Genomic DNA, 22,353 nt, shown 5'->3' with positions numbered 1-22,353 from the left:
AATTATTTATTTTCGGCTTCAAATTTCTTCATAAAGTCAATCAAATCAAGCACACCTTGACGTGGGAAAGCATTATAAACACTAGCACGCATACCACCTACTGAACGGTGTCCTTTGATATTCTTGAAGCCAAGAGCATCTGCTTCTGCTACAAACTTAGCATCCAACTCTTTACTTGGTGTGACGAATGGAATGTTGCAGACAGAACGATCCTTGGCATCTTTGACAGGGTTTGTGTAGAAATCAGATGACTCAATGTAATCGTAGAGAAGTCCTGATTTTTCGCGTTGAATTTCAGCCATCTTGTCTACGCCACCAATTTCATTTTTAACCCAGTCAAAGACGAGTTTTGAAATATAGATGTTGAAACATGGTGGTGTATTGTAAAGTGATCCTGCTTCAGCTTGAATACGATAATCCAACATGGCAGACAATTGTGGCTGGTCATTTAGGAAGTCCTCACGAACGATAACTACTGTTACACCAGCTGGTCCGATATTTTTTTGAGCTCCAGCGTAGATAAGGGCAAAGTCCTCAACATTGTAGCGAGCAGCCAAAATATTTGAAGACATATCAGCTACAATTGGCACACCGTTAGTATCAGGCAAATCGTAGATAGCTGTACCTTCAATGGTATTGTTCGTTGTCAAGTGAACATAAGCAGCTTCTGGATCAATTGTTGATGGGTCAAAACTTGGGATGTGATCGTAAACAGTTTCTTCTGAAGAGGCCAAAAGAATTGGTTCGAAAGGAATGGTTTTTGAAAGTTTAACAGCTTCTGTATAAGCTTTTTTACCCCATGAACCACCTACAAGGTAGTAAGCTTTCTTACCTTGAGCGAGGTTAAGTGGGACCATTGTAAATTGCGTTGAAGCGCCACCTTGCAAGAAAATAACCTTATAGTTATCAGGAATGGCCATGAGCTCACGAAGTGTCGCTTCCGCATCTTTAACGATCTTGTCAAATTCTGGAGAACGGTGGGACATTTCTAGCACGGACATACCGGAATCTTGATAGTTAAGCAATTCAGCCTGCGCTTTTTCAAGCACTGGTTTTGGTAATGTAGCAGGTCCTGCTGAGAAATTATAAATTGTCATAAAGACACCTCCAAAATTTTAATGGTCCCATTATAGCGAATTTTCTGAATATTGTAAAGTCCTAACAGTAAAAAACGAACGGAATTAACCGTTCATCTTTAAAAAGTTAGGTATTTAAGTATTTTATGTATTATTCTATCAACTTTTGATTTTAGTATCCGTTTATTTCTGCTTAAGAAAATAAGCTGCTCCAATCAGATTAGCTCCATTATGATGATGACAGGCCACAATCTTCGGACGTTTAATAATTTTACCAATAAAGTCAATCTCATGGTGAACCTTATCAAACTGGCGATTGACCTCCTCGATAAGAATAGGCTGGGCTGAAATACCACCTCCAATAACAAAGGTTTCCATATCAAAAATGGTTTGAAGATTCAAAATGGTAATGGCTAAGTTACGGCAATAGCTTTCAAAAAGTGGATAGACTATTTTATCTCCTACATTAATTGCCTCAAATGCGGCTAAACCATTCTTTAAGTCAGAGTTACCTAACACTTCATTAATTTTGGTAATTAAACCTACAGCTGACAGAGTCATGCCTCGCATCAATGAAGGCTCAACTTTTTCCATTTGAACTGGTAAAATAAAGGTCAACTCGCCCGCTTGAAAGTGACTTCCTTGAAAAAGTTTACCATTAATTATAAGTCCACCACCAAGACCTGAACCCAAAACAAGGGCTGCACCATTGGTCACTCCTTGCAAATGACCTGTGGCTAGCTCTGCCAAGGCTGCCGCTTTACCATCATTAAGAGCCATTACAGGCAAATGGTACTTGGCTTCAAGGACCTCTTTAATACGAAAACCATGGAAAAATCTCAATAAGCCACCATGATAAATGACACCTTCCTCAGTATCAACCGTCCCAGGAACACTAATAGCAATACCTGATAGCTTGGCTTCAACTGAAGTGACTATATGATCAATAACATCAATAGCTTGGTCCAAGGTTTGTGGAGATGACTGCGTCGGCAGACTTTTTTCAATGGCAAACTCCTCCGAAACAAGTGCTGACTTTACCTGTGTTCCTCCAAAATCAATCGCTAAAATCGTCATTATCATCCTCCACAGATTGTTTTTCGTCATTATAGCATAAAAGAGCTAATAGTAGAAAAAACGGTTTCAAAATGCTATCATAAACTTACAGAATTAGATAAAAGGAGTATCTCACATGACTAAATTTCTACACACTTGTGTCCGTGTCAAGGACCTAGAAGCCTCACTTAAATTTTATAAAGAAGCTCTTGGTTTCAAAGAAGCTCGTCGAAATGATTTTCCAGAATATAAGTTCACCCTTGTCTACTTGCAACTCGAAGATGATCCTGATTACGAGTTGGAATTAACCTACAATTATGACCACGAAGCCTATGATTTAGGAGATGGATACGGTCATATCGCTGTTGGTGTCGATGATTTAGAAGCTACACACCAAGCTCACAAAGAGGCTGGATACACTGTTACAGACCTCTCAGGTCTTCCTGGTGAACCAAAAATGTATTACTTTATCACTGATCCAGATGGCTATAAGATTGAAGTTATTCGTTTGGCTCAATTCCTAGAAAAATAAATCAAAAAAGTCAGATCGTATAGATCTGACTTTTTTTTTGTGCTTAATTTTTATTATCTGCTTTCAAGGCTGACAAAATTTGGGTACGAATATCATCCACACCGTTTGGATTATTTGGCAAGAATAAGGTTTGATTACCTTTAGCCGCAAAAGTATTAAGGGTATCTAGATATTGGTTAGTCAAGAGAATAGACATAATCTGCTCTTCAGACATACCCACATTAGCCTCTTTAAGTTCTGCAATAGACTCAGCCAAACCATCAACGATAGCCTTACGTTGTTGGGCAATACCAACACCATGAAGACGATCTTTTTCAGCTTCGGCTTCGGCTGCTGTGACAATCTTAATCTTATCAGCTTCTGCCAATTCTTGGGCTGCCACACGCTTACGTTGGGCAGCATTGATTTCGTTCATAGACTGCTTAACTTCAGCATCTGGCTCAACTTTGGTAATCAAGGTCTTAACAATGATATAACCATAAGTTGTCATTTCTTCTGCTACTTGGTGTTGAACCTCAAGGGCAATCTCATCCTTTTTCTCAAAAAGCTCATCAAGCGTCAATTTAGGAACTGATGAACGAAGGGCGTCCTCAATGTATGATTTGATTTGAGCCTCTGGACGCATGAGTTTGTAATAAGCATCTGTAACATTTTGCTCATTTACACGATATTGAGTGGCTACATTCATCATGACAAAGACATTGTCCTTGGTCTTGGTTTCGACCACAATCTCACTTTGAAGCAAACGTAGTTGAATACGAGCTGCAATTTTATCGATACCAAATGGCAAACGCATATGGATACCACTCGTTGCGATTTTTTGATAGCGTCCAAAACGTTCAACGATAGCTACTGACTGTTGACGTACGACATAAAGCATACTGATGAGAATTCCCAAGATAATCAAGAATGAAATCAGTAAAAAGAGAAATGCTGCTTGCATGTTAAGTCCTCCAAAATAAACATTAAAAATTTCTTTGCTTTATTATAGCACAGCAATACAATTTTTCAAGAAAAATAGTATATCTTTTTCAAGCACTTGGACAATCAGAAAAGAGGCTGAAACACTAGCGTTTCAGCCTCTCGTATTTTTTTGACCGATTTTAGAAGCTAAAGGTCAAAAGGTAACTTTTTATTTACGATACATCTTAACTTGAAGGTAAATATCGTTATAGATTCCTAGCCACTTTTGACCTAGGTTATTATAGACTTCAAGGTTTTTAATGGTTGATTCTGATGGGTAAAAGGCCTTATCATCCGTAATACTCTTTGGAAGTAAGGCTTTGGCTGCCTCGTTAGGTGTGGCATAACCAATATATTCAGCATTTTGCGCTGCATTTTCCGGTTTAAGCATGAAGTTAATAAAGGCATAGGCTTCCTTCTCATGCTTCACAGTTTTAGGAATCACTAGATTGTCAAACCAAAGATTTGAGCCTTCTGATGGGACAACATAACGTAGGTCCTCATTTTTATCAAGCATCTCACTGGCTTCCCCTGAGAAGGTTACTCCAATAGCCGCATCACCTTGAACCATGTAGCCCTTCATCTCATCACCAACAATAGCTTTGATATTTGGTGTCAGACTATCAAGTTTAGTTTCAGCCAAACGTAATTCAGTCATGTTCTTGGTATTCAAGCTATATCCCAGGCTATTGAGTGAGAAGCCAAGGACTTCACGCGCGCCATCAACCAGCATAATCTGGTTTCTGTATTCGGGTGACCAAAGATCATTCCAGTGCTGAGGTGCTTTTTTCACCAATTTCGTATTATAGACGATTCCGACTGTCCCCCAAAAATAAGGGATAGAATAGTCATTATTAGGATCGAAACTAAGCCCCTTAAAACTTGAGCCAATCTGATCAAAGCCATGGATTTTAGATTTATCCAACTTCACCAAAAGGTCTTCCTTGACCATTTTATCAATGGTATAGTCTGACGGCACAGCAATGTCGTATGTCGTACCACCTTGCTTAATCTTAGTATACATAGCTTCGTTGGAATCAAAAGTTTCATACTGGACCTTGATTCCTGTTTCTTTAGTGAACTTGGTCAAAAGATCAGGATCAATATAATCACCCCAGTTATAAATAACAAGCTTGTCCGACACATTTCCTGTACGACTTTGCATGTAGGCAGAAATTCCCCAAAGGCAGAAAATAATTGCTAAAATCCCTGCCAGAAATTGATAGAGTTTACGCATCGTGCTCCTCCTTTCTCTCCTTGGTAATCATATAATATCCAATGACTAGAAGAATAGAGAACAAGAAGACAACCGTTGATAGGGCATTGATTTCCAAGGAAATCCCTTTACGGGCACGTGAGTATATTTCCACAGCAAGTGTTGAAAAACCATTCCCCGTAACAAAGAAGGTTACTGCGAAGTCATCCAAAGAATAGGTAAAGGCCATGAAATAACCAGCGATAATACCAGGTGTCAAGTATGGCAACATAACCTCACGTAACATCTGCCATTGGGTCGCACCCAGGTCATAAGCTGCATTCACCATGTCTCGATTCATTTCCTTGAGACGTGGTAAAACCATGAGAACCACAATTGGGATTGAGAAGGCAATGTGACTCAACAAAACCGATACAAAACCGAGTTGGAAACCAATCAAGGTGAAAAGAATCAAGAAACTCGCACCAATCATGACGTCCGGTGCAACCATGAGTACGTTATTTAGAGATAAAATCCCAGTCTGTTGCTTCTGTTTGCTCTCATAGATAAAGATAGACCCAAAGGTACCAATAATCGTCGCCAGAAGAGCACTAAGGAAAGCTAAAAAGAAGGTTTGAGCCAGAATTAACATAAGTCGGCTATCTGAAAACATGCTCTGGTAGTTATCCAGAGTAAAGCCAGTGAAGCTATTCATATCGCCACCACTATTGAAAGAATAGGCGATTAAATAGAAGATTGGCAAATAAAGGATAACAAAGACAAGAGCTAAATAGAGATTTGCAAATTTTTTCATTGACGTCTCTCCTTTGTTAACCACATTGTCGCAATCATAGCAGCAATAAGAACAACACCAATGGTTGCCCCCATTCCCCAGTTTTGTGTCGTGAGGAAATGCTGTTCAATAGCTGTCCCTAGGGTGATAACTCGGTTACCACCAATCAAGCGTGTCAGCATAAAGAGGCTGAGACTAGGAATAAAGACAGACTGGACACCAGAGCGTACCCCATTAAGCGATAAGGGAAAAATAACCTTGGTAAAGGTCTGCCAATCATTGGCTCCCAAATCTTTACTCGCACTCACAATATTTTCATCCAAATCATCCAGTGCATTGAAAATCGGTAGAATCATAAAGGGAATTTCAATGTAGCTAGCCACGAAAATGAAGGAGAAATCCGTAAAGAGAATTTGCATGGGTGCAATCCCAAAGAAGCCGAGAAAGGCATTGATACCACCTTGTTGCCCAAAAATCCCCATAAAAGCATAGGCTTTCAGAAGGAGGTTGACCCAGGTTGGCAAAATGACCAACATCAACCAAAGTTGCTTATGCTTTAGTCTGGTTAAAAGATATGCCGTCGGATAAGAAATGAGAAGGGTTACCAGAGTAATGATGGCTGCATAAAGAACCGAGTTAAAACTCATCCTTAAGTAAGTCCAACTGGAAAAGAAGGTACCATAATTGTCCAAAGTAAAGTTGCCACTGATGTCAAAGAAAGACTGATAGAGTAGCATAAGCACTGGAGCAACCACGAAGAGTAGGAGCCAAAGGAGGTAAGGAACCGAGAAGAGGCTAGCTGTTTTCTTCATAGCGCTCCTCCTCAATGGCATTAATCAAGCCATCTTCATGCTCTTCCACTTCCACATATTCTTCAATACGAGCATCGAATTCTTCTTCTGTCTCATTAAGACGCATGATATGAATATCCTCAGGCGTAAAATCAAGACCGATAATCTCACCCTCAATCGCCTTACGGGTTGAATGAATCATCCATTCATTACCAAGATTGTCATAGGCAATGATTTCATAGTGGACCCCACGGAAGAGCTGAGTTTCCACGCGAACTTGCAATTTGCCTTCCTCAGGAAGTGTAATCTGTAAATCTTCAGGACGAATCACCACTTCGACAGGTTCATTAGGACGCATTCCTCCATCAACAGATTCAAAACGTTTCCCATTGAACTCAACCAAATAGTCCTCAATCATAACGCCTGGTAGGATGTTAGATTCTCCAATAAAGGTTGCAACGAAGTGATTAATCGGTTCGTCATAGATATCAACCGGAGTTCCTGATTGAACAATTTCACCATCATTCATAACAAAAATCCAGTCCGACATGGCCAAGGCCTCTTCCTGGTCGTGAGTGACAAAGACAAAAGTAATCCCTAAACGTTGTTGCAATTCGCGCAACTCGTATTGCATTTCAGTACGTAGTTTCAAATCCAGTGCTGACAAAGGCTCATCCAAAAGGACTACACGTGGTTGGTTAATAATCGCACGAGCAATAGCCACACGTTGACGTTGACCACCTGATAATTTTTGAATCGAGCGCTTTTGATAACCATTTAGTTGAACCATCTTTAAGGCTTCTTCTACACGCTCTTCAATTTCCTTTTTAGGCACCTTTTTCAATTTAAGGGCAAAAGCCACATTGTCAAAGACATTCATATGTGGAAAGAGGGCATAAGATTGGAAAACGGTGTGAACATCCCTTTTATTGATAGGAATATCATTGATACGTTTTCCATCCAAAAGGACGTCACCACTGGTCGCATCTAAGAGACCTGCAATGATGTTCAAAATCGTTGATTTACCAGAACCAGAAGCCCCAAGAAGGGTATAGAACTTACCTTCTTCTAGTTCAAAGTTGATGTCTTTTAAAACTTGTGTGCCACTGTCTTCAAACACTTTTGAGACGTTTCGAAAGGCAATAATCGGATTAGTCAATTGTCATAAATCCTCCATGGATAGCAAATATAGGGATAGGGTTTTATTAGTTTAATTCGTCGCCAATGATACGTACTTCAGGCTCTAGTGTAACACCTGAATTTTCCTTAACCTTAGCGATAACATCTGAAATAAGGTCTTCATAGTCTTTTGCTGTTCCTTGATCGACATTAACCATGAAGCCAGCGTGCTTAGTTGACACCTCAACACCCCCGATACGATGTCCCCTGAGGTTAGCTTCCATAATCAGCTGACCTGCAAAGTGACCTGGTGGGCGTTTAAAGACCGAACCACATGAAGGGTATTCAAGAGGTTGTTTAAGCTCTCGCAAATGATTGAGACGATTCATCTCATTCTTGATTTGCTCGTAGTCTCCTGGTTTGAGGTTAAATTTAGCTGAAATAACCACTTCACCTGTTTCTTGGAGCACCGAACGACGATAACCAAAACGCATATCTCTTGCATCAATCGTACGAATATCTCCGTCTTTTGTAAGAACCTGAGCAGAAACCAAGATATGGGCAATCTCACCACCATAGGCACCCGCATTCATATAGACGGCACCACCAACACTACCTGGAATCCCCGCTGCAAATTCAAAACCAGTCAAACTTTGGAAACGAGCCACCTTGGTTGTCGCAATCAAATTAGCCCCCGCTTCAGCTTCAATTTGATAACCATTAACTGCAATACCATTAAGTCTGTCAAACATAATCACAAAACCTCTGATACCACCGTCACGGACAATCAAATTACTGGCATTACCGAGCACCATCCAAGGAATGTCATGCTTATTAGCAAATTTGACAATACGAGAGAGTTCATAGCGGTTACGTGGAAAGGCCAAATAATCCGCTGGACCACCAACCTTGGTATATGTATAACGTTTTAAGGGTTCGTCGAAACGAATATCAATCCCCACTAAATCTTCTTTAAGTTCATCTAACATGTTATTTTCCATACTTTTTCTATACATTTATTTCTTTGTAGGTATCGTGATAGACTTCCCCATATTACTATCACTACCTAAAAATGAGTTAGTATTTTTCCTAAAAATTAAAAGAAAAATACGGCAAAAAGCCAAGATTAATTATAGCAAAAAATCCCCATCTTGACGACAAGGAATTTCACGCAAAGCTAGTCCATAACTTCCAATTTACGGACATCACTAGTGTTTAATTGACTCAAATATTTTTTGTAGGCTTGACCAGTTTTAGGGTCAACCAAATCATCTGCTATTTCTATCAAGGGAACCAAAACAAAGGCTCTCTGACTCATATAAGGATGGGGCACTTTAAGGTGCTCAGTCTCCCAGATTTCCTGCCCATATAGAAGAATATCAATATCTACTGTCCGAGGCCCCCAATGCTCATGACGAACGCGGTCAAGATTTTTTTCAATTTTCTGGCAATAACTTAATAAGGTTTCAGCCGGCAACTGAGTCTCAAGTGCTAAGGCGAGATTCAAAAAATCAGCCTGCTCTGTTAATCCCCAAGCAGCCGTTTCATAATAGGAAGATACTGCTTTAACCTTTGTCTCAGCTAAGTCATTCAAGGCCTCCACAGCTTTTTGGAGATAGTCCTGACGATCACCCATATTAGATCCCAAACTCAAATAAACTCTTGTCATCGGCTACGCTCCAATTCAATACCAACACTCTTATAATGCCCATTAATTGGTGGATTTTCCTTGGTAATTCGAACTTTAATAGATTGAATTGGTGTAAATTGGGCAAATAGATCCTCACAAATCGCACCCGCCAAACGCTCAATCAAAATGTACTTTTTATCTTCCGCTTGTTTTTGCACGGCTTCGAAAACCAAACCATAGTGAACCGTATCATCTAGATTGTCACTCTGTGAAGCCTTAGTTAGATCAACAGTCAATTCCAAATCAACCACAAAAATTTGCCCTAGGGTCTGCTCCTCAGCAAAAGCCCCGTGATAACCATAAAAACGGCAACCATTTAAAATAATTTTATCCATAGTTTCTCCTTAAGACACTAGACTCTTCTTTATTCTAGCACAAAACAGTTGAAAAGTTGGTCTCTAATTAGTATGATATTTTAGACAAATCTGAAATTAGTGTATTTACACTTTATGCAATCGATTGCATAATTCTTCTGATTTGGTAAAATATAGACACAGGAGCTAAAAAGAGACTCCTGAATTATAAGCAAGACTATCTCAACTAATAAGGAAAAAAACTATGACAAATCAAACCGCAATGCAATATTTTGAATGGTATCTCCCAAGTGACGGTCAACACTGGAACAATTTGGCTGAAGATGCCCAACATTTAGCAGACCTAGGCATCAGCCACGTTTGGATGCCACCCGCTTTTAAAGCTACAAACAAAGATGATGTTGGTTACGGAGTCTATGACCTCTTTGACCTTGGAGAATTCGACCAAAAAGGAACAGTCCGCACCAAATACGGCCTCAAAGAAGAATATCTCAATGCTATCAACCAACTCAAAGAAGTTGGTATTGTACCTATGGCCGACGTTGTGCTTAATCACAAGGCGGCAGCGGATAAACTTGAGACCTTCGAAGTGGTCGAAGTTGACCCAGAAGATCGTACCCAAGAGATCAGCGAACCATTTGAAATCGAAGGCTGGACACATTTCACCTTTGACGGACGCAATAAAGCCTACGACGATTTTGAATGGCACTGGTACCACTTTAACGGAACTGACTTCGATGCCAAACGTAATAAAAGTGGTATCTATCTTATCCAAGGTGACAACAAAGGCTGGGCAGACAACGACTTGGTTGACAACGAAAATGGTAACTTCGACTACCTTATGTATGCCAACCTAGACTATAAACACCCTGAAGTTATTGAAAATATTTACGAATGGGCAGATTGGTTCGTTGAAACAACAGGCGTTCAAGGGTTCCGAATGGATGCCGTTAAGCACATTGATTCTTTCTTTATGCGTAATTTTATTCGCGATGTCAAAGAAAAACAAGGTCAGGATTTCTATGTCTTTGGTGAATTTTGGAATGGTAACGAGGAGGATAACAATACCTATCTTGAAAAGATTGAAAAACGTTTTGACCTCGTCGATGTTTCCCTCCACAACAATCTACACAACGCTAGCACAGCGGGAGCTGATTATGATTTAACAACAATTTTCGATCATTCCTTGGTCAAAAATCATCCTGAACATGCCGTGACCTTCGTAGACAACCACGACACTCAACGCGGGCAAGCTCTAGAATCTACTGTTGAAGAATGGTTTAAACCAGCTGCTTACGCTCTCATCCTTCTCCGTGAAGACGGTCTTCCTTGCCTATTTTATGGTGACTACTATGGTATTGAGGGTGAATTTGCCCAAGAAAATTTCCAAGAGAGCCTAGATACCTTGCTCTACGCTCGTAAAGACCTAGCTTACGGTGAGCAAACAGACTACTTTGATGATCCAAACTGTATCGGGTGGACACGCTCTGGCAACGAAGATGGGGCTCCATTAGCTGTAACGATTTCTAATGATGCTGCTAACAGCAAGTCTATGGAAATTGGTAGTGATTGGGCTGGACAAGCCTTCTATGACATTCTTGGAAACTGCTCTGATACTGTAACCATTGACGAAGACGGATGGGGAGACTTCCCAGTTTCTGAAAAATCTGTCAGCGTTTGGACAATTCAAGACTAAGAAAAAAAGCTCAGTTGAGCTTTTTTTAGTATCATAAAATTCCTGAAATAGTCTTAACGATATCATGATTGACGTCAACATTATGTACACGGACAATCTGACATCCTTTGGTAACTGCATAGCCAGATAAGGCAGCTGTCCCCTGGTCGCGATCCTTAGCTTGAGTATTCCCACCTAGTAGGTAGTCCACAACTCGCTTACGAGAAATTCCAAAAAGAACAGGATAGCCCAAGGAAACGACCTTGTCCAAGCCTTTTAGCAGGTCAATATTGTGTTGGACATTTTTAGCAAATCCAAAGCCTGGATCAATCCAGATATTGTCCTTGGCCACACCTGCTTCCAAGGCAGCCTGGGCACGTTGACTGAGGAATGTACAGACATCTTCTGTGACATCATTGTATACTTCTTCTTTTTGATTATGCATAAGGATAATCGGCACATTCTTTTCAGCTGCTAAAGCTAACATCTGACCATCATAAAGTCCAGCCCAGACGTCATTTAGAATATCTGCACCTGCTTCAAGAGCAGCTCTAGCAGTGGCTGTCTTATAGGTATCAATACTGATGAGCACATCATATTTTGTCTTGATAGCCTGAATAACTGGAACGATACGAGCAACCTCTTCTTCCTCAGTCACAAATTCTGCCCCTGGTCTTGTAGATTCGCCACCGACATCGATAATAGCAGCCCCCTGGGCAATCATGCGCTCAACCTGAGCCAAGGCATCCTCTACTGTGTCAAAATCGCCACCATCTGAGAAAGAATCAGGGGTGACATTCAAGATTCCCATAATACAGGCCTTACCTGCAATCTCATGTTTACCGATAAACATCTTAACTCCTAAAAATCACGCATCAATGAAAGAATTTCCTTGCGTTCTTCACGGTCTTCTTTATAAAGGCCCTTAGCGACAGTTGTGATTGTCTTACTTCCTGGTTTCTTAATGCCTCGCATAGTCATGCACATGTGCTCTGCTTCAACCATGACAAAAACTCCTCGAGGATTCAGAGCTTCTTCAAGTGCTGTAGCAACTTGATCTGTAAGACGTTCTTGCAACTGCGGACGACGAGCAGCTACTTCAACTGCACGCGCTAATTTGGAAAGTCCTGTCACCTTGTCTCCACTTGGCAAATAAGCCACATGGGCCTTACCATAAAATGGAACCAAATGGTGCTCACACATAGAGTAAAAAGGAATATCCTTGACAAGGACAACTTCGTCATGAACTTCTGAAAAGACAGCTGTAAATTGATCCTTAGGATCTTCATTTAGACCTGAAAACATTTCAGCATACATCTTAGCCACACGTTTTGGTGTATCCAAAAGTCCCTCACGCTCAGGATTTTCACCTAGAGCTTCCAATAGTTGATAGACTGCTTGTTCTACTTTTTCTTGATTTGCCATAATTTCCTCTTGCAACGTTATAATACTATCTATTATACCTTATTTTGCTGGATTTTTCTTGCAAAAAATAAGATTTCCTAGCTACCTAAATCTCAAAAAAAGCGAAGACCACCTTTCATATAGAGGTTATCTTCGCTTATATTTTTAGTCTTTCAAGTGGTAAGAATAAGATGAAACCACAATATTCTCACGCCATTTGAGATAATATTTCAATCGTAAACTCATTTGGTTATGAAGCATGGTTTGCCATGATTTTTTAGGTACAAACTGAGGAATCATGACTGTCAGAGTCGCATTATCCTTCTCAGCTTGAGTGGCGACCTCGTCCACATACTGAATGGTTGACTGAGTGATTGAGCTATATGGTGATTGGATATGAACCATCTCAATTTCAGGGAAATATTTTTTAAACTCTTGTTCAGTTTCCTTGTCCTTGTTCTCTGTATCCTTAGTAGATACATGCATGGCGATAACCTTGTCACCAATAGAACGTGCATAAGAAATAGCTCCGATATTAGCCTTGGTAACATTCCCAACAAGGATAAGAACAATATTTCCTTGATAATGGTGTTCTTCTACCGCTCCATCAATACGCAACTGTTGAGCAACACCATTATAGTGTTTTTTAATCTTAAGGAACATCCACATCAAGATTGCAATAATCGGGAAGAATGGCCAGATATCTCCTAAACGGAAAAGGAAGAGAATGAGAACGATAGCATAACAAATGAGGGCACCTAAGATATTTGCTAAAGAGTGTTTCCAGAATCCCTTACCATATTCACGAATCCAATGGACAACCATCCCCGTTTGAGAAAGAGCAAATGGAATAAATACACCGATGGTGTAAAGCGGAATCAACCGTTCCGTATTTCCTCGGAAAATAAACAAAAGGGTAATGGCACCAATTGCAAGTGTCAAGATCCCATTAGAGTATCCCATACGTGCACCTTTTTCAAGATACATGTGAGGCATGTATTTATTTTTCGCCATATTAAAGGACAACATCGGAAAGGCTGAAAAACCTGTGTTAGCTGCCACTGCAAGAATCATAGCAGTAGAGAATTGGAAAATGTAAAATAGAATACTACCAATCCATGATTGACCAAGAATTTCTCTAGCCATTTGTGACAAGATAGTTACTCCTGCATGAGGTGTAATACCTGTCCACCAGTTGAGGAAGGTAATTCCCGCAAACATAGCCCCCAAAATGCTAGACATGATAAAGAGGGTTGATGCTGCATTTTTAGCCTTAGGTTTTTGAAAGAAAGGCACCGCATTAGAAATGGCTTCTACCCCTGTCAATGAGGCAGAACCTGAAGTAAAGGCCCTTAAAATAAGAATCAATGACACCCCTGTAATGGGTTGTCCTAAATGTGCTGTGGCTGCGTAAGGCATATGACCAGTTAAAATTTGAAAGAAACCAAATCCCAACAAGAACAGCGTCGAAACAATGAAGAGATAAACCGGTATCATCAAAGATTTTGCCGATTCACGCATTCCCCTAAGGTTCATAACCATCAAAACAAGTACCAAAATCATTGATATCTCAAGATTGAAAGGATGAAGGAAGGGAAGGGCTGAAGTAATGGCATCTGCACCTGAGGCCACTGAAACAGCAACTGTCAACATGTAATCGACCAAAAGACTGCCACCAGCTATCAAGCCAAACTTAGGAGACAGATTTTCCGTCGTTACCATATAGGCACCACCACCTTGAGGATAGGCCTTGATAACCTGTCTATAAGAGATGGTAAGGCTGGCCAAAAGGACGAGAACCAAAAGCCCAATAGGGATTGACCACCAAATAGCCGCACTAGATACAGCTGTCAGAACCAAGACGACTTGCTCTGGACCATAGGCGATAGATGAGAGTGCATCACTCGACAACATGGCCAAGGCCTGAATCTTGGACAATAAGTGTTCATCACCACTATCATCATGAGTTAAAGGTTCACCGATTAAAATGTTTTTCAGACGTTGAAACATTGCGATCTCCTTGCTTTTAAAACATACAAAGGTTATTATACGCCCCTAAATGTCATCTTTCAAGTCTTAAACATCACTTGCCTGCTCTAAAACCCATTTTCTGACCTGAGAAATAAAGTATAGAGATCCCGTAATCACATAAAGTTTCTTATTGTCAGTCGTTACATGTTCTTTAATCCATGTTTTGAAATCTGGTACCTGCTTATAAACTTCTGGGTATTTATCTAATTTAACACTGTTTGGATAGTCAAAACTCGTTACAGTCAAGTCACCAACCGATTTTAGTTGAGCCAGCATACCATCAATAGGTTTGGTGTCAATAGCCGCAAAGAGAAGTTCAATCTCCTTATCTGCATGTTCTGATTGCAGCAAGTCAATCAAAACTTTAACACTCTCATTATTATGAGCACCATCAATCATGAGATTAGGTCTTAAAAATTCTGTTCGACCTCGCCAATTGGCATGAGCTAGTGCGTCCTTTATGAGTTTAGGAGTTACTTTAGGATAATCTTTTTGAAGCAATAAAGAAGCCATAATAGCTAAACTAGCATTTGCTACTTGATGTTGACCAGCCATGGCCAAGGCTATATCATCTAACTTTTGATCCCCATAGGTAAAATCAAAGGAATGACTAGACCCTTCAGCTGTGAAATCTCTCCCCAATTCATAGGTTTTGGACCCTTCTTCACGCGCCTTCTTCTCGAAAACATCTCTAACATCAGTACGGTCAGTCACATAAATAAAAGGAGCCCCATTCTTCAAAACACCAACTTTTTCTGCTGCAATTTCAGCATGGGTATTTCCCAAAATAGCCTGATGGTCCAAACCAATCGAAGGGCAAAGAACTGCCAAAGGCTTAAATAGATTAGTCGAATCATGAAGGCCGCCCATTCCAGCTTCAATGAATGCGATATCAACAGGATGGACCTGACCAAAATAAAGGAACATCAGAACTGTGATAATTTCAAACTCTGTCGCATTTTCATGCTCTGTCTCTTTTGGTAGACGTTCAACCACAGGCTTCACACGACTAACCAAGTCAAGTAAGTCCTCTTCTGAAATCATCTGACCATTAAGAGAGATTCGTTCCTTGAAGTCAATAATATAGGGCGAGGTAAAGGTTCCAACTTCATAGCCTGCCTGGGTAAAAATTGTTTGTAGGGCATTGACTGTAGACCCTTTGCCGTTTGTTCCCACGATATGCACAGCCTTGAGATTATCTTGTGGATTTCCCAATTCTTTAAGCATCCAAGCCATACGCTCCAAGCCAGGCTTGATGCCAAATTTTAATTGTCCATGAATCCAATCCAATGCTTCCTGATAAGTCATAATTACTCCTTTTTTGGCTAATGCTTCAACTTAGTCATTAAACTGACCTTTAAACTAGATTCCTAGTTTTTCCTTGAGCTTAATGAGTTGACGTTCTTATTATACCAAAGACTTCTAGTCTATAACCAAAATATGCAAAAAAGGCAACCCTAGGGTCACCTCTTAAGCTTTCTCTTTTTCGTCAATAACAAGACGAACTTTTTTACCTTGAGTAGGTACCGAATAGACAATCGCTCTTATCGCCGTAATAGTACGTCCTTTTTTCCCGATAACACGCCCAATATCGGCTGGGGCAAGATCAAGATGGTACTCCAAAAACTCAGGTCCGTCAATGATTTTGATGGTCAACTGATCTGGTGAAGCAATTAAAGGTTTAACGATAGCGATAATAAGATTTTCAATGGTATCCATAGGCTAAAAAATTATTTTGAGAATTTTGATTCGTGGAATTTCTTCATAACGCCTTCTTTTGAAAGGATGTTACGAACTGTATCTGAAGGTTGTGCACCTTTAGACAACCACTCAAGAACACGTTCTTCTTTAAGTGTTACTTGGTTTTCTTCAACGAGTGGGTTGTAAGTACCAACTGTTTCGATGAAACGTCCATCACGTGGAGCACGTGAATCTGCAACGTTAATACGGTAGAAAGGTTTTTTCTTAGAACCCATACGAGTCAAACGGATTTTTACTGCCATTTTTAGTATCTCTTTTCTTTAGTTTTTTTATTATGGTGAGGGCTCTTATCGCCCCTCGACCTTAACTAGTATACCATATCATTTTTATGTGTCAAGAAAAAAACTTGACAGACTTAAATTTTCTACAAAAAAAAATTAGAGTTTGACTCTAACTTCCTTTTAGACTATTTCTTAGTTGTGGTCTTATGATTTTTTTCATAAGCTACTTTTGCTTCAGCATATTGAGCTTCTAAACTCTTAGCCGCTACCTTTGACACTTTCTCATAAGTATCACGACTAGTCAACTTGCCATCCTCGTTGTATGTAGAAACAACCATGGTATCTTTATTTACAGTATAAGACTTGGTGCGTTTTCCTTTACGGTAGAGTCGGTAGTTATCTACGTTATCCGAAATATAGTAATCTACTAGATTCTTATCTGCATTTGGATAAAGTTGCGAGACAACTTTAGTCAACTCACGCTTAAATTCTGAAACTTCTTTAGTATAGGTAATAGATTTATTCCACTGATCAACAACTTGATATTCCTTCAAATAATCTGAAGCTGTAAAAGTAGGCTGATCCTCCTCACCTTTTTTATAGAAGTAAGAATGCGTTTGTAAATTATTAGAATGATCAACTTTAAGGAAAGAGACGTAAATCTCATCTTTATCTTCATGTTCTTTCAGAGCATTGGTTAACTTACCAGAATTTTCGTCCAAGACCTTAGACGATTTTAATTCCCAAGTTCCCTCAATGTTCCCCGAAGCATTACGCCAAAAACCGTATACACCACCGACAAGCAACATCAAAACAACAGCAACAAGACTAGAAATCAAGGCTCCTTTGCCCCAATTTTTGGCCTTTTGCGACTTTTGATTAGCGTTTTGAATCGTTTCTAGAAGACGAACCTGACTTTCCAATCTCTTTTCCAACTTGGCAACTGTCTGTTCTTCCTTAGATTTAGCTTTGGCAGCTAGCTTTTCGGCTTTTTTCTTATCACGAGCAGCTTGACGAGCAATCTTCTTAGCTGCCTTTTCTTCCTTACGATCAAGTTTTGTCAAATCCTCAGATAATCCAAGATGCTGTGCTTGGTTACTGAAAACTGGAATAGCTTGATTAGGTTCATTCGAGGTATTAACAGAATGATTTCCTGCATCTGGACGGGTTGGCGCATAACTTGCCAAACGTTCCTTAGCCTCTGCGACGCGTTTGCGCTGTTCCTCTTCCTTTTGAATATCCTCAGCCTGACGGCCCGACTGAATGGTTCTTACTTGACCAACAGTCTCTTGAGACAGGGCCCTTCTCTTTTCCTGGGCCGCATTTGCCATAGCTTCTTGCTCGTTGTCACGCTCTTTCTGAGACTGAGCTAGTGCTCTGGCGGTTGCGGTTCCTTCTTCAAACTGTTGGTCAGCTGCTGATTCACCTTGATCAGCTACTTGGTTAGCCTCTGTACCCTCAGAGAGAACAAACTCTCCTCGTTCCAAGGCCTCTTTGAAGTCGATTGGTCTTGGTTTTCGGCCATTAACAGCCTCAAAGTACTCTAACCATTCGTCTTTCAACATAATAGATCCCCCTGAATAAAAAAACACATGATTAACTTCCCTATTTTACCATACTTTTTAACATAAAAATAGGGACTTAACAAGAATTCTAAAAATTCTTATTAAGTCCCCATTAATCTTCTTTTGGTGTAATAGACAATAATTGAACAAAACTGTGTTGTGCTGATTCTGTTTCAAGCGTGACATTGTCGTATCTGAAGAGAATCTCCTCGATATTTGCTAAGCCCAAACCACGACCTGTTCCTTTCGTTGAAAATCCTCTTTGTTTCAAAGGAGCTACATCAATAGAAGCTTCCTTAGTTGAATTTTCAACAACAATAACTGATTGATTTTCCATCTTAAAGATAGCAATAGATAATTTTGGTTTATCTGCTAATACAGTAGCTTCAATAGCATTATCACAAAGAATTGATATGATTGTAATCAAGTCGAGTGGACGCATATCTGTGAAGAAGACCCCCTCTTCAACCTCCACATGACATTGAATACCTTTATCAAAAGCCTCAGCCACTTTAGATGATAAAAGACTCTTAAGTGGCATATTGGTCACACGAGTTAATTTTGCCAAATCAAACTTTTGCTGCTTCAAATCTGATGCCGAATCTTTCAAGACACTATCATAAATCATCTTGATTTGATCAATGTCTTTCATCTGGATGGCTTCATTAAGCGAAATCATAACATTAGTATAGTCGTGACGGAAACTGCGTAGCGTTTCGTAAAGACTTTCGACCTGCTCAGAATACTTCTCTAAATCATCCAAGTGACGTCGATTTTCTTTTCTACGCTCATTTTCAAAGTACTCATCTGCGTATCTATTAACACTGTAAACAGCATAAAGAATCGCTATATATCCAATCAAGGTTATAATATGGCCAGCATAATACAAATTAAAGAAACGCGAAGCCACAACTACGGAATAGTTCATAATCACATAAGCAATCAAAACAAAGTTAGTGAAAAACATAATCCGACCAAATTTACGATCTCGCTCCAAGACCCTCAAGTATTTAAAATCAATATTAAGAAGTTTGGATAGAGCGACAAATGTTGGAATAATTAAAAGGTCAAAGAAAATGAAATAAAGATAACTTCTGTTTAGAAAATCCGATGTGATACCGAATCCCGGCATCAAAAAGTAGGCATAACCATTAAAAATCAAAAGATAAAGAACAAGAGGATAGAAGGCATAAAATGCAAACATATTAGTGGTTCTTTCCTTGCCGTAGAAATAAGCATAGAAAAGAAGATAGAAGGGTGTCATAAAGGACAAACCGACATTATATGACATCCCCAGTATTCCCCCTATACATTCAACCAGGAACGCAATAGGAAGGATCATACGTGGTACCTTGACCAAGCTGGTCTTTTCGTAGATCCACTGTATGACAATGAAATGCAAAAGATATTCTAATGCAATTTGCAAATTGAGCATCATTTAATGGTTAGCCACCTCCTTCTAGTCATCTCTAAATATACAGCAAAAAGCCATAACACTATTCTATCACAATTCCTGATAATAGATGAGATAAAATTAAATCATTATCTCGAATTTCAGAAAACTTTCAATAATGATTAGAGAAGAAGGGGGAATCTAAGACCTAACGATTTTTCAAACGTTCCAAAAGTTCCTTTTTACGTGTCCGCGATAGGAGGCATGACTCGTTTTCCTCAAAGAAAACCATATTAGCTGTACGATCCACACTTGTCACATTATTCACATTGACAACAAAAGAGCGGTGTGTTTGGAAGAAAATATCATCCAATTTTGCTACTTCTGCAATTTTCCCATAGAATTCCACTAGGTTTGACTTGGTATGAGCGATTAACTTATGTGGCACAGGGGCTGTCTCAATGTATAAAATGTCATCATAAGGAATATTAACATCATTTTTATCCGTTTTAACAGTTAGACTCTGTGCCTTGGTTTCTTGCTCAACCTGTGAATAAGCAAAATCTAAAAGTTCTACTAAAGCTCTCTTAAGATCCACATCTTCCATGGATTTATCGACAAAGTCTAGAGCTTGAATCTTATAACGGAAGGTCAAGGGCATAAACTCCGAGTAAGCTGTAACAAAAGCAATTTGTGCTTTCAAGTCTTCCTTACGGATTTCAAGCCCAATATCTAGTCCCTGCTTAGTTTGATTTTTAAGGTCAATATCCAAAAGATAAACCATGGATTTACCCGAACCTCTATCAGCATCTAACAATTCCTGACCCTGTTCATAAAAAGTAATCCCATCAACAACGGCCTTCGACTCCTCAACTGCTTCGTCCAATAAACGACCAACACGATGACGCTGCAAGGCATCATCTTCAAGGACGATAATAGAAAGCATCTTATTTCCCTCTTTCTTTCTAATATACTTTAATATACCTATCTAATATTTTATCATAATTAATCGGATAATATTCCTTTTTTCACAGCATAAAGTCTTTTTATCTCACCTAATTTCATTTATAAAACAATTGTTATCCCATTGTCACTTTATATTCATTTTTAGGTGTTATCATGAGAGCTGTTTTTGTTTTAAATTAAAAAGGAGAAAGTTATGTTACATTCTTTTAAAACGCAAGGGACTAAGACAAAGACCTTGTTGACCCTTGCAACTGTCGGTATAATTAGTGCTTTTCTTGTAGGAAGTCCTCAGTATGCCTCTGCGGATCAAACCTATGTTTCAGATCCTAACCAGGCTCAAACATTTTCCGAACTTGAAACAGGTACAACTACAAATACCATCGCTCAAACAGGTGTTTCTACTGAAACACCTACTACTGTGACTACTATATCACATACCTCTGTGGATGATTTTCATACACATGAAAATGACTATGAACAAACTCCCACAAACACTCCAACTTTTGAGGAATTGAAACAAAATAGTCAAACAGCTAGCAGTACTGTCGACAGCCAGACTGGAATCAAAACCTATGAGACTAGAATTCCGACAAATACAGATAGCAATCATAAGGCTGTAGAAAACCAGTCTGAACCAAAGACCGAAACTGTCGCTCAAGCACAAACCTGGTCAAAAGATGGTGCCACATGGGTTTCAACAGAAATTAATAATGGTAATGTTCATAAGATTCTATCTACTTATATTCCAAAACCATTAACACCTTCTACAAAACCAACGACAACAGCTACACCAAAATCTAAACAATCAACTCCTGCTGTTAGTCAACCTAAAAAACCAGCCACAGTTGCTAACAAACCTACAACATCTACAACTCAACCTAAGAAACCAACGACTGTTGTAAACAAACCAGCGACTTCTACAACGACACAACCTAAGAAGCCAACAACGACTGTCACTAAACCGACAGCTCCTAAAGCCACTCCTATCCAACCTGCTAAACCAGTGGACCGAATTGCTCAAGTATGGCAAAAGAATAACGAACTCGTAAAAGAGAATTACGATACTCCTCACTGGTCAAGCAAGGAAGCGACAGTTTTCATCAATGCTAAAAATCCTGAAATCGTGAATGCCTACAAACAGGCTATCACTTCTTGGAATAACACTGGTGCCTTTAATTTCTTGCTCACTAACGATAAACAAAAAGCCAACATCATTGCTGATGAACGTTATGAAGGTAATGTGGCAGCTCCTCTTGGAGTTACCTACTCTACTTACTACCTCCCAACTAAGCAATATAGTAATGCTACTGTTTACTTGAACACCTTCCATGTTCAAAACAATTATTACCAAAAGAACGGTGGGAAACTTCTTAATACTGCGCAACACGAATTAGGACACTCAATTGGACTTGAACACAACAGTGCCGTTGCCTCTGTAATGGAACCTAAAGGTGGTAAGACAAGTATCCAACCTGTTGATATTAACAATGTTAAGAAACTCTATAGCAAGATTTAAGTTCTTACACCATCACTACAAATATAAGCAGACCTATCAGGTTCTGCTTTTTTTATACAAGTGAGATGACCATTCAAGACCAGAAAATGACTGTTCATGATTTTTTCTTACAAAATTTGATATTATGTAAAGTTTTCTTCATTTTTTTTGGTAAAATAGAAAATGTAAAGAGAGACCGGATGAGTTGGAAAACTAAACTTTGTTAGTTTTTGCTCATTATTCTCATAAACAGAATAAAAATAGTCTAGGAACCCTTCTTAACATTTATACCTATCTTCCCCAAACACTTTTC

The 22,353-nt window shown here is 39.4% G+C and carries 22 protein-coding genes; 3 read left to right on the top strand and 19 right to left on the bottom strand.

From position 1 onward, the window contains the following. Positions 1–2: 2 nt before the first annotated feature. Positions 3–1,097: a 3-phosphoserine/phosphohydroxythreonine transaminase gene (serC, locus tag AX662_RS09065; RefSeq protein WP_060972239.1), complete on the bottom strand. Its 1,095-nt coding sequence runs from the start codon at positions 1,095–1,097 to the stop codon at positions 3–5. Positions 1,098–1,259: 162 nt separating this feature from the next. Beyond that, positions 1,260–2,153, bottom strand: a complete 894-nt coding sequence (locus AX662_RS09060; RefSeq protein ID WP_060972238.1) for an ROK family protein — start codon at positions 2,151–2,153, stop codon at positions 1,260–1,262. A 115-nt stretch (positions 2,154–2,268) separates the two neighbouring features. Here AX662_RS09060 and gloA point away from each other — a divergent pair, with 115 nt between their 5' ends. Then, positions 2,269–2,664, top strand: coding sequence for a lactoylglutathione lyase (gloA, locus tag AX662_RS09055; RefSeq protein WP_060972237.1), 396 nt, complete (start codon positions 2,269–2,271; stop codon positions 2,662–2,664). Positions 2,665–2,707: 43 nt separating this feature from the next. Here the strand turns inward: gloA and AX662_RS09050 are convergent, their stop codons facing one another. From AX662_RS09050 to folB, 8 genes are all read right to left on the bottom strand, one after another. Beyond that, the gene (locus tag AX662_RS09050) at positions 2,708–3,607 is read right to left on the bottom strand and encodes an SPFH domain-containing protein (RefSeq protein WP_002891518.1); all 900 of its coding nucleotides are present in this window, start codon (positions 3,605–3,607) and stop codon (positions 2,708–2,710) included. A 189-nt stretch (positions 3,608–3,796) separates the two neighbouring features. Next, entirely contained in the window at positions 3,797–4,864 is a 1,068-nt protein-coding gene (locus tag AX662_RS09045) for an ABC transporter substrate-binding protein (protein WP_060972236.1), read from the bottom strand. Beyond that, complete coding sequence (locus AX662_RS09040) at positions 4,857–5,636, bottom strand: ABC transporter permease (protein ID WP_037598343.1); 780 nt, start codon at positions 5,634–5,636, stop codon at positions 4,857–4,859. Before AX662_RS09040 ends, AX662_RS09045 begins: the two co-directional genes overlap by 8 nt. Then, positions 5,633–6,427 (bottom strand): ABC transporter permease, encoded by a 795-nt coding sequence (locus tag AX662_RS09035; protein WP_060972235.1) that lies wholly within the window; start codon positions 6,425–6,427, stop codon positions 5,633–5,635. The genes AX662_RS09040 and AX662_RS09035 overlap by 4 nt, the downstream gene beginning before the upstream one ends. Next, on the bottom strand, positions 6,411–7,565 hold the full coding sequence (locus tag AX662_RS09030) for an ABC transporter ATP-binding protein (RefSeq protein WP_002884517.1): 1,155 nt from the start codon (positions 7,563–7,565) through the stop codon (positions 6,411–6,413). Before AX662_RS09030 ends, AX662_RS09035 begins: the two co-directional genes overlap by 17 nt. Before the next feature lie 46 nt (positions 7,566–7,611). Continuing rightward, the gene (murB, locus tag AX662_RS09025; RefSeq protein ID WP_060972234.1) at positions 7,612–8,514 is read right to left on the bottom strand and encodes a UDP-N-acetylmuramate dehydrogenase; all 903 of its coding nucleotides are present in this window, start codon (positions 8,512–8,514) and stop codon (positions 7,612–7,614) included. 188 nt (positions 8,515–8,702) lie between these two features. Beyond that, complete coding sequence (folK, locus tag AX662_RS09020; protein WP_060972233.1) at positions 8,703–9,194, bottom strand: 2-amino-4-hydroxy-6-hydroxymethyldihydropteridine diphosphokinase; 492 nt, start codon at positions 9,192–9,194, stop codon at positions 8,703–8,705. Continuing rightward, positions 9,191–9,550 carry a dihydroneopterin aldolase gene (folB, locus tag AX662_RS09015; RefSeq protein ID WP_060972232.1) on the bottom strand — a complete coding sequence of 120 codons (360 nt, stop codon included), beginning with the start codon at positions 9,548–9,550 and terminating at the stop codon, positions 9,191–9,193. The genes folK and folB overlap by 4 nt, the downstream gene beginning before the upstream one ends. Before the next feature lie 223 nt (positions 9,551–9,773). Between folB and AX662_RS09010 the strand changes: the two genes are divergently transcribed. Next, a complete protein-coding gene (locus AX662_RS09010) occupies positions 9,774–11,225 on the top strand; it encodes an alpha-amylase (RefSeq protein WP_060972231.1) in 1,452 nt (483 codons plus the stop codon). 31 nt (positions 11,226–11,256) lie between these two features. Here AX662_RS09010 and folP read toward each other — a convergent pair whose 3' ends face one another. The 9 genes from folP to AX662_RS08965 form a co-directional block, all read right to left on the bottom strand. After that, positions 11,257–12,057 (bottom strand): dihydropteroate synthase, encoded by an 801-nt coding sequence (gene folP, locus AX662_RS09005; RefSeq protein ID WP_060972230.1) that lies wholly within the window; start codon positions 12,055–12,057, stop codon positions 11,257–11,259. An 8-nt stretch (positions 12,058–12,065) separates the two neighbouring features. Continuing rightward, entirely contained in the window at positions 12,066–12,629 is a 564-nt protein-coding gene (gene folE / locus AX662_RS09000) for a GTP cyclohydrolase I FolE (protein WP_002884345.1), read from the bottom strand. A gap of 144 nt (positions 12,630–12,773) precedes the next feature. After that, positions 12,774–14,618, bottom strand: coding sequence for an APC family permease (locus AX662_RS08995; RefSeq protein WP_002891530.1), 1,845 nt, complete (start codon positions 14,616–14,618; stop codon positions 12,774–12,776). A 66-nt stretch (positions 14,619–14,684) separates the two neighbouring features. Continuing rightward, positions 14,685–15,947: a bifunctional folylpolyglutamate synthase/dihydrofolate synthase gene (locus tag AX662_RS08990; RefSeq protein WP_060972229.1), complete on the bottom strand. Its 1,263-nt coding sequence runs from the start codon at positions 15,945–15,947 to the stop codon at positions 14,685–14,687. Between the two features lie 162 nt (positions 15,948–16,109). Next, positions 16,110–16,358 carry a KH domain-containing protein gene (locus AX662_RS08985; RefSeq protein ID WP_002884680.1) on the bottom strand — a complete coding sequence of 83 codons (249 nt, stop codon included), beginning with the start codon at positions 16,356–16,358 and terminating at the stop codon, positions 16,110–16,112. Between the two features lie 11 nt (positions 16,359–16,369). Then, positions 16,370–16,642 (bottom strand): 30S ribosomal protein S16, encoded by a 273-nt coding sequence (gene rpsP / locus AX662_RS08980; protein ID WP_002884675.1) that lies wholly within the window; start codon positions 16,640–16,642, stop codon positions 16,370–16,372. A gap of 164 nt (positions 16,643–16,806) precedes the next feature. Beyond that, entirely contained in the window at positions 16,807–18,186 is a 1,380-nt protein-coding gene (locus AX662_RS08975) for a hypothetical protein (RefSeq protein WP_060972228.1), read from the bottom strand. Positions 18,187–18,298: 112 nt separating this feature from the next. After that, on the bottom strand, positions 18,299–19,477 hold the full coding sequence (locus AX662_RS08970; protein WP_060972250.1) for a sensor histidine kinase: 1,179 nt from the start codon (positions 19,475–19,477) through the stop codon (positions 18,299–18,301). A gap of 310 nt (positions 19,478–19,787) precedes the next feature. Beyond that, entirely contained in the window at positions 19,788–20,525 is a 738-nt protein-coding gene (locus tag AX662_RS08965) for a LytR/AlgR family response regulator transcription factor (RefSeq protein ID WP_021143758.1), read from the bottom strand. Between the two features lie 213 nt (positions 20,526–20,738). Between AX662_RS08965 and AX662_RS08960 the strand changes: the two genes are divergently transcribed. Next, positions 20,739–22,061: a matrixin family metalloprotease gene (locus tag AX662_RS08960; RefSeq protein WP_060972227.1), complete on the top strand. Its 1,323-nt coding sequence runs from the start codon at positions 20,739–20,741 to the stop codon at positions 22,059–22,061. The last annotated feature ends 292 nt before the right edge of the window (positions 22,062–22,353 follow it).

This window comes from Streptococcus sp. CCH5-D3 (genome assembly GCF_001556435.1).
Taxonomy (GTDB): Bacteria; Bacillota; Bacilli; order Lactobacillales; family Streptococcaceae; genus Streptococcus.
This window is presented reverse-complemented; position numbering and strand designations above follow the sequence as displayed.

What these genes read in the sequence shown, in the direction of transcription:
- serC (WP_060972239.1), bottom strand. Translation starts at nt 1,097, where the DNA reads ATGACAATTTATAATTTCTCAGCAGGACCTGCTACATTACCAAAACCA.
- AX662_RS09060 (WP_060972238.1), bottom strand. Translation starts at nt 2,153, where the DNA reads ATGACGATTTTAGCGATTGATTTTGGAGGAACACAGGTAAAGTCAGCA.
- gloA (WP_060972237.1), top strand. Translation starts at nt 2,269, where the DNA reads ATGACTAAATTTCTACACACTTGTGTCCGTGTCAAGGACCTAGAAGCC.
- AX662_RS09050 (WP_002891518.1), bottom strand. Translation starts at nt 3,607, where the DNA reads ATGCAAGCAGCATTTCTCTTTTTACTGATTTCATTCTTGATTATCTTG.
- AX662_RS09045 (WP_060972236.1), bottom strand. Translation starts at nt 4,864, where the DNA reads ATGCGTAAACTCTATCAATTTCTGGCAGGGATTTTAGCAATTATTTTC.
- AX662_RS09040 (WP_037598343.1), bottom strand. Translation starts at nt 5,636, where the DNA reads ATGAAAAAATTTGCAAATCTCTATTTAGCTCTTGTCTTTGTTATCCTT.
- AX662_RS09035 (WP_060972235.1), bottom strand. Translation starts at nt 6,427, where the DNA reads ATGAAGAAAACAGCTAGCCTCTTCTCGGTTCCTTACCTCCTTTGGCTC.
- murB (WP_060972234.1), bottom strand. Translation starts at nt 8,514, where the DNA reads ATGTTAGATGAACTTAAAGAAGATTTAGTGGGGATTGATATTCGTTTC.
- folK (WP_060972233.1), bottom strand. Translation starts at nt 9,194, where the DNA reads ATGACAAGAGTTTATTTGAGTTTGGGATCTAATATGGGTGATCGTCAG.
- folB (WP_060972232.1), bottom strand. Translation starts at nt 9,550, where the DNA reads ATGGATAAAATTATTTTAAATGGTTGCCGTTTTTATGGTTATCACGGG.
- AX662_RS09010 (WP_060972231.1), top strand. Translation starts at nt 9,774, where the DNA reads ATGACAAATCAAACCGCAATGCAATATTTTGAATGGTATCTCCCAAGT.
- folP (WP_060972230.1), bottom strand. Translation starts at nt 12,057, where the DNA reads ATGTTTATCGGTAAACATGAGATTGCAGGTAAGGCCTGTATTATGGGA.
- folE (WP_002884345.1), bottom strand. Translation starts at nt 12,629, where the DNA reads ATGGCAAATCAAGAAAAAGTAGAACAAGCAGTCTATCAACTATTGGAA.
- AX662_RS08995 (WP_002891530.1), bottom strand. Translation starts at nt 14,618, where the DNA reads ATGTTTCAACGTCTGAAAAACATTTTAATCGGTGAACCTTTAACTCAT.
- AX662_RS08990 (WP_060972229.1), bottom strand. Translation starts at nt 15,947, where the DNA reads ATGACTTATCAGGAAGCATTGGATTGGATTCATGGACAATTAAAATTT.
- AX662_RS08985 (WP_002884680.1), bottom strand. Translation starts at nt 16,358, where the DNA reads ATGGATACCATTGAAAATCTTATTATCGCTATCGTTAAACCTTTAATT.
- rpsP (WP_002884675.1), bottom strand. Translation starts at nt 16,642, where the DNA reads ATGGCAGTAAAAATCCGTTTGACTCGTATGGGTTCTAAGAAAAAACCT.
- AX662_RS08975 (WP_060972228.1), bottom strand. Translation starts at nt 18,186, where the DNA reads ATGTTGAAAGACGAATGGTTAGAGTACTTTGAGGCTGTTAATGGCCGA.
- AX662_RS08970 (WP_060972250.1), bottom strand. Translation starts at nt 19,477, where the DNA reads ATGTCATATAATGTCGGTTTGTCCTTTATGACACCCTTCTATCTTCTT.
- AX662_RS08965 (WP_021143758.1), bottom strand. Translation starts at nt 20,525, where the DNA reads ATGCTTTCTATTATCGTCCTTGAAGATGATGCCTTGCAGCGTCATCGT.
- AX662_RS08960 (WP_060972227.1), top strand. Translation starts at nt 20,739, where the DNA reads ATGTTACATTCTTTTAAAACGCAAGGGACTAAGACAAAGACCTTGTTG.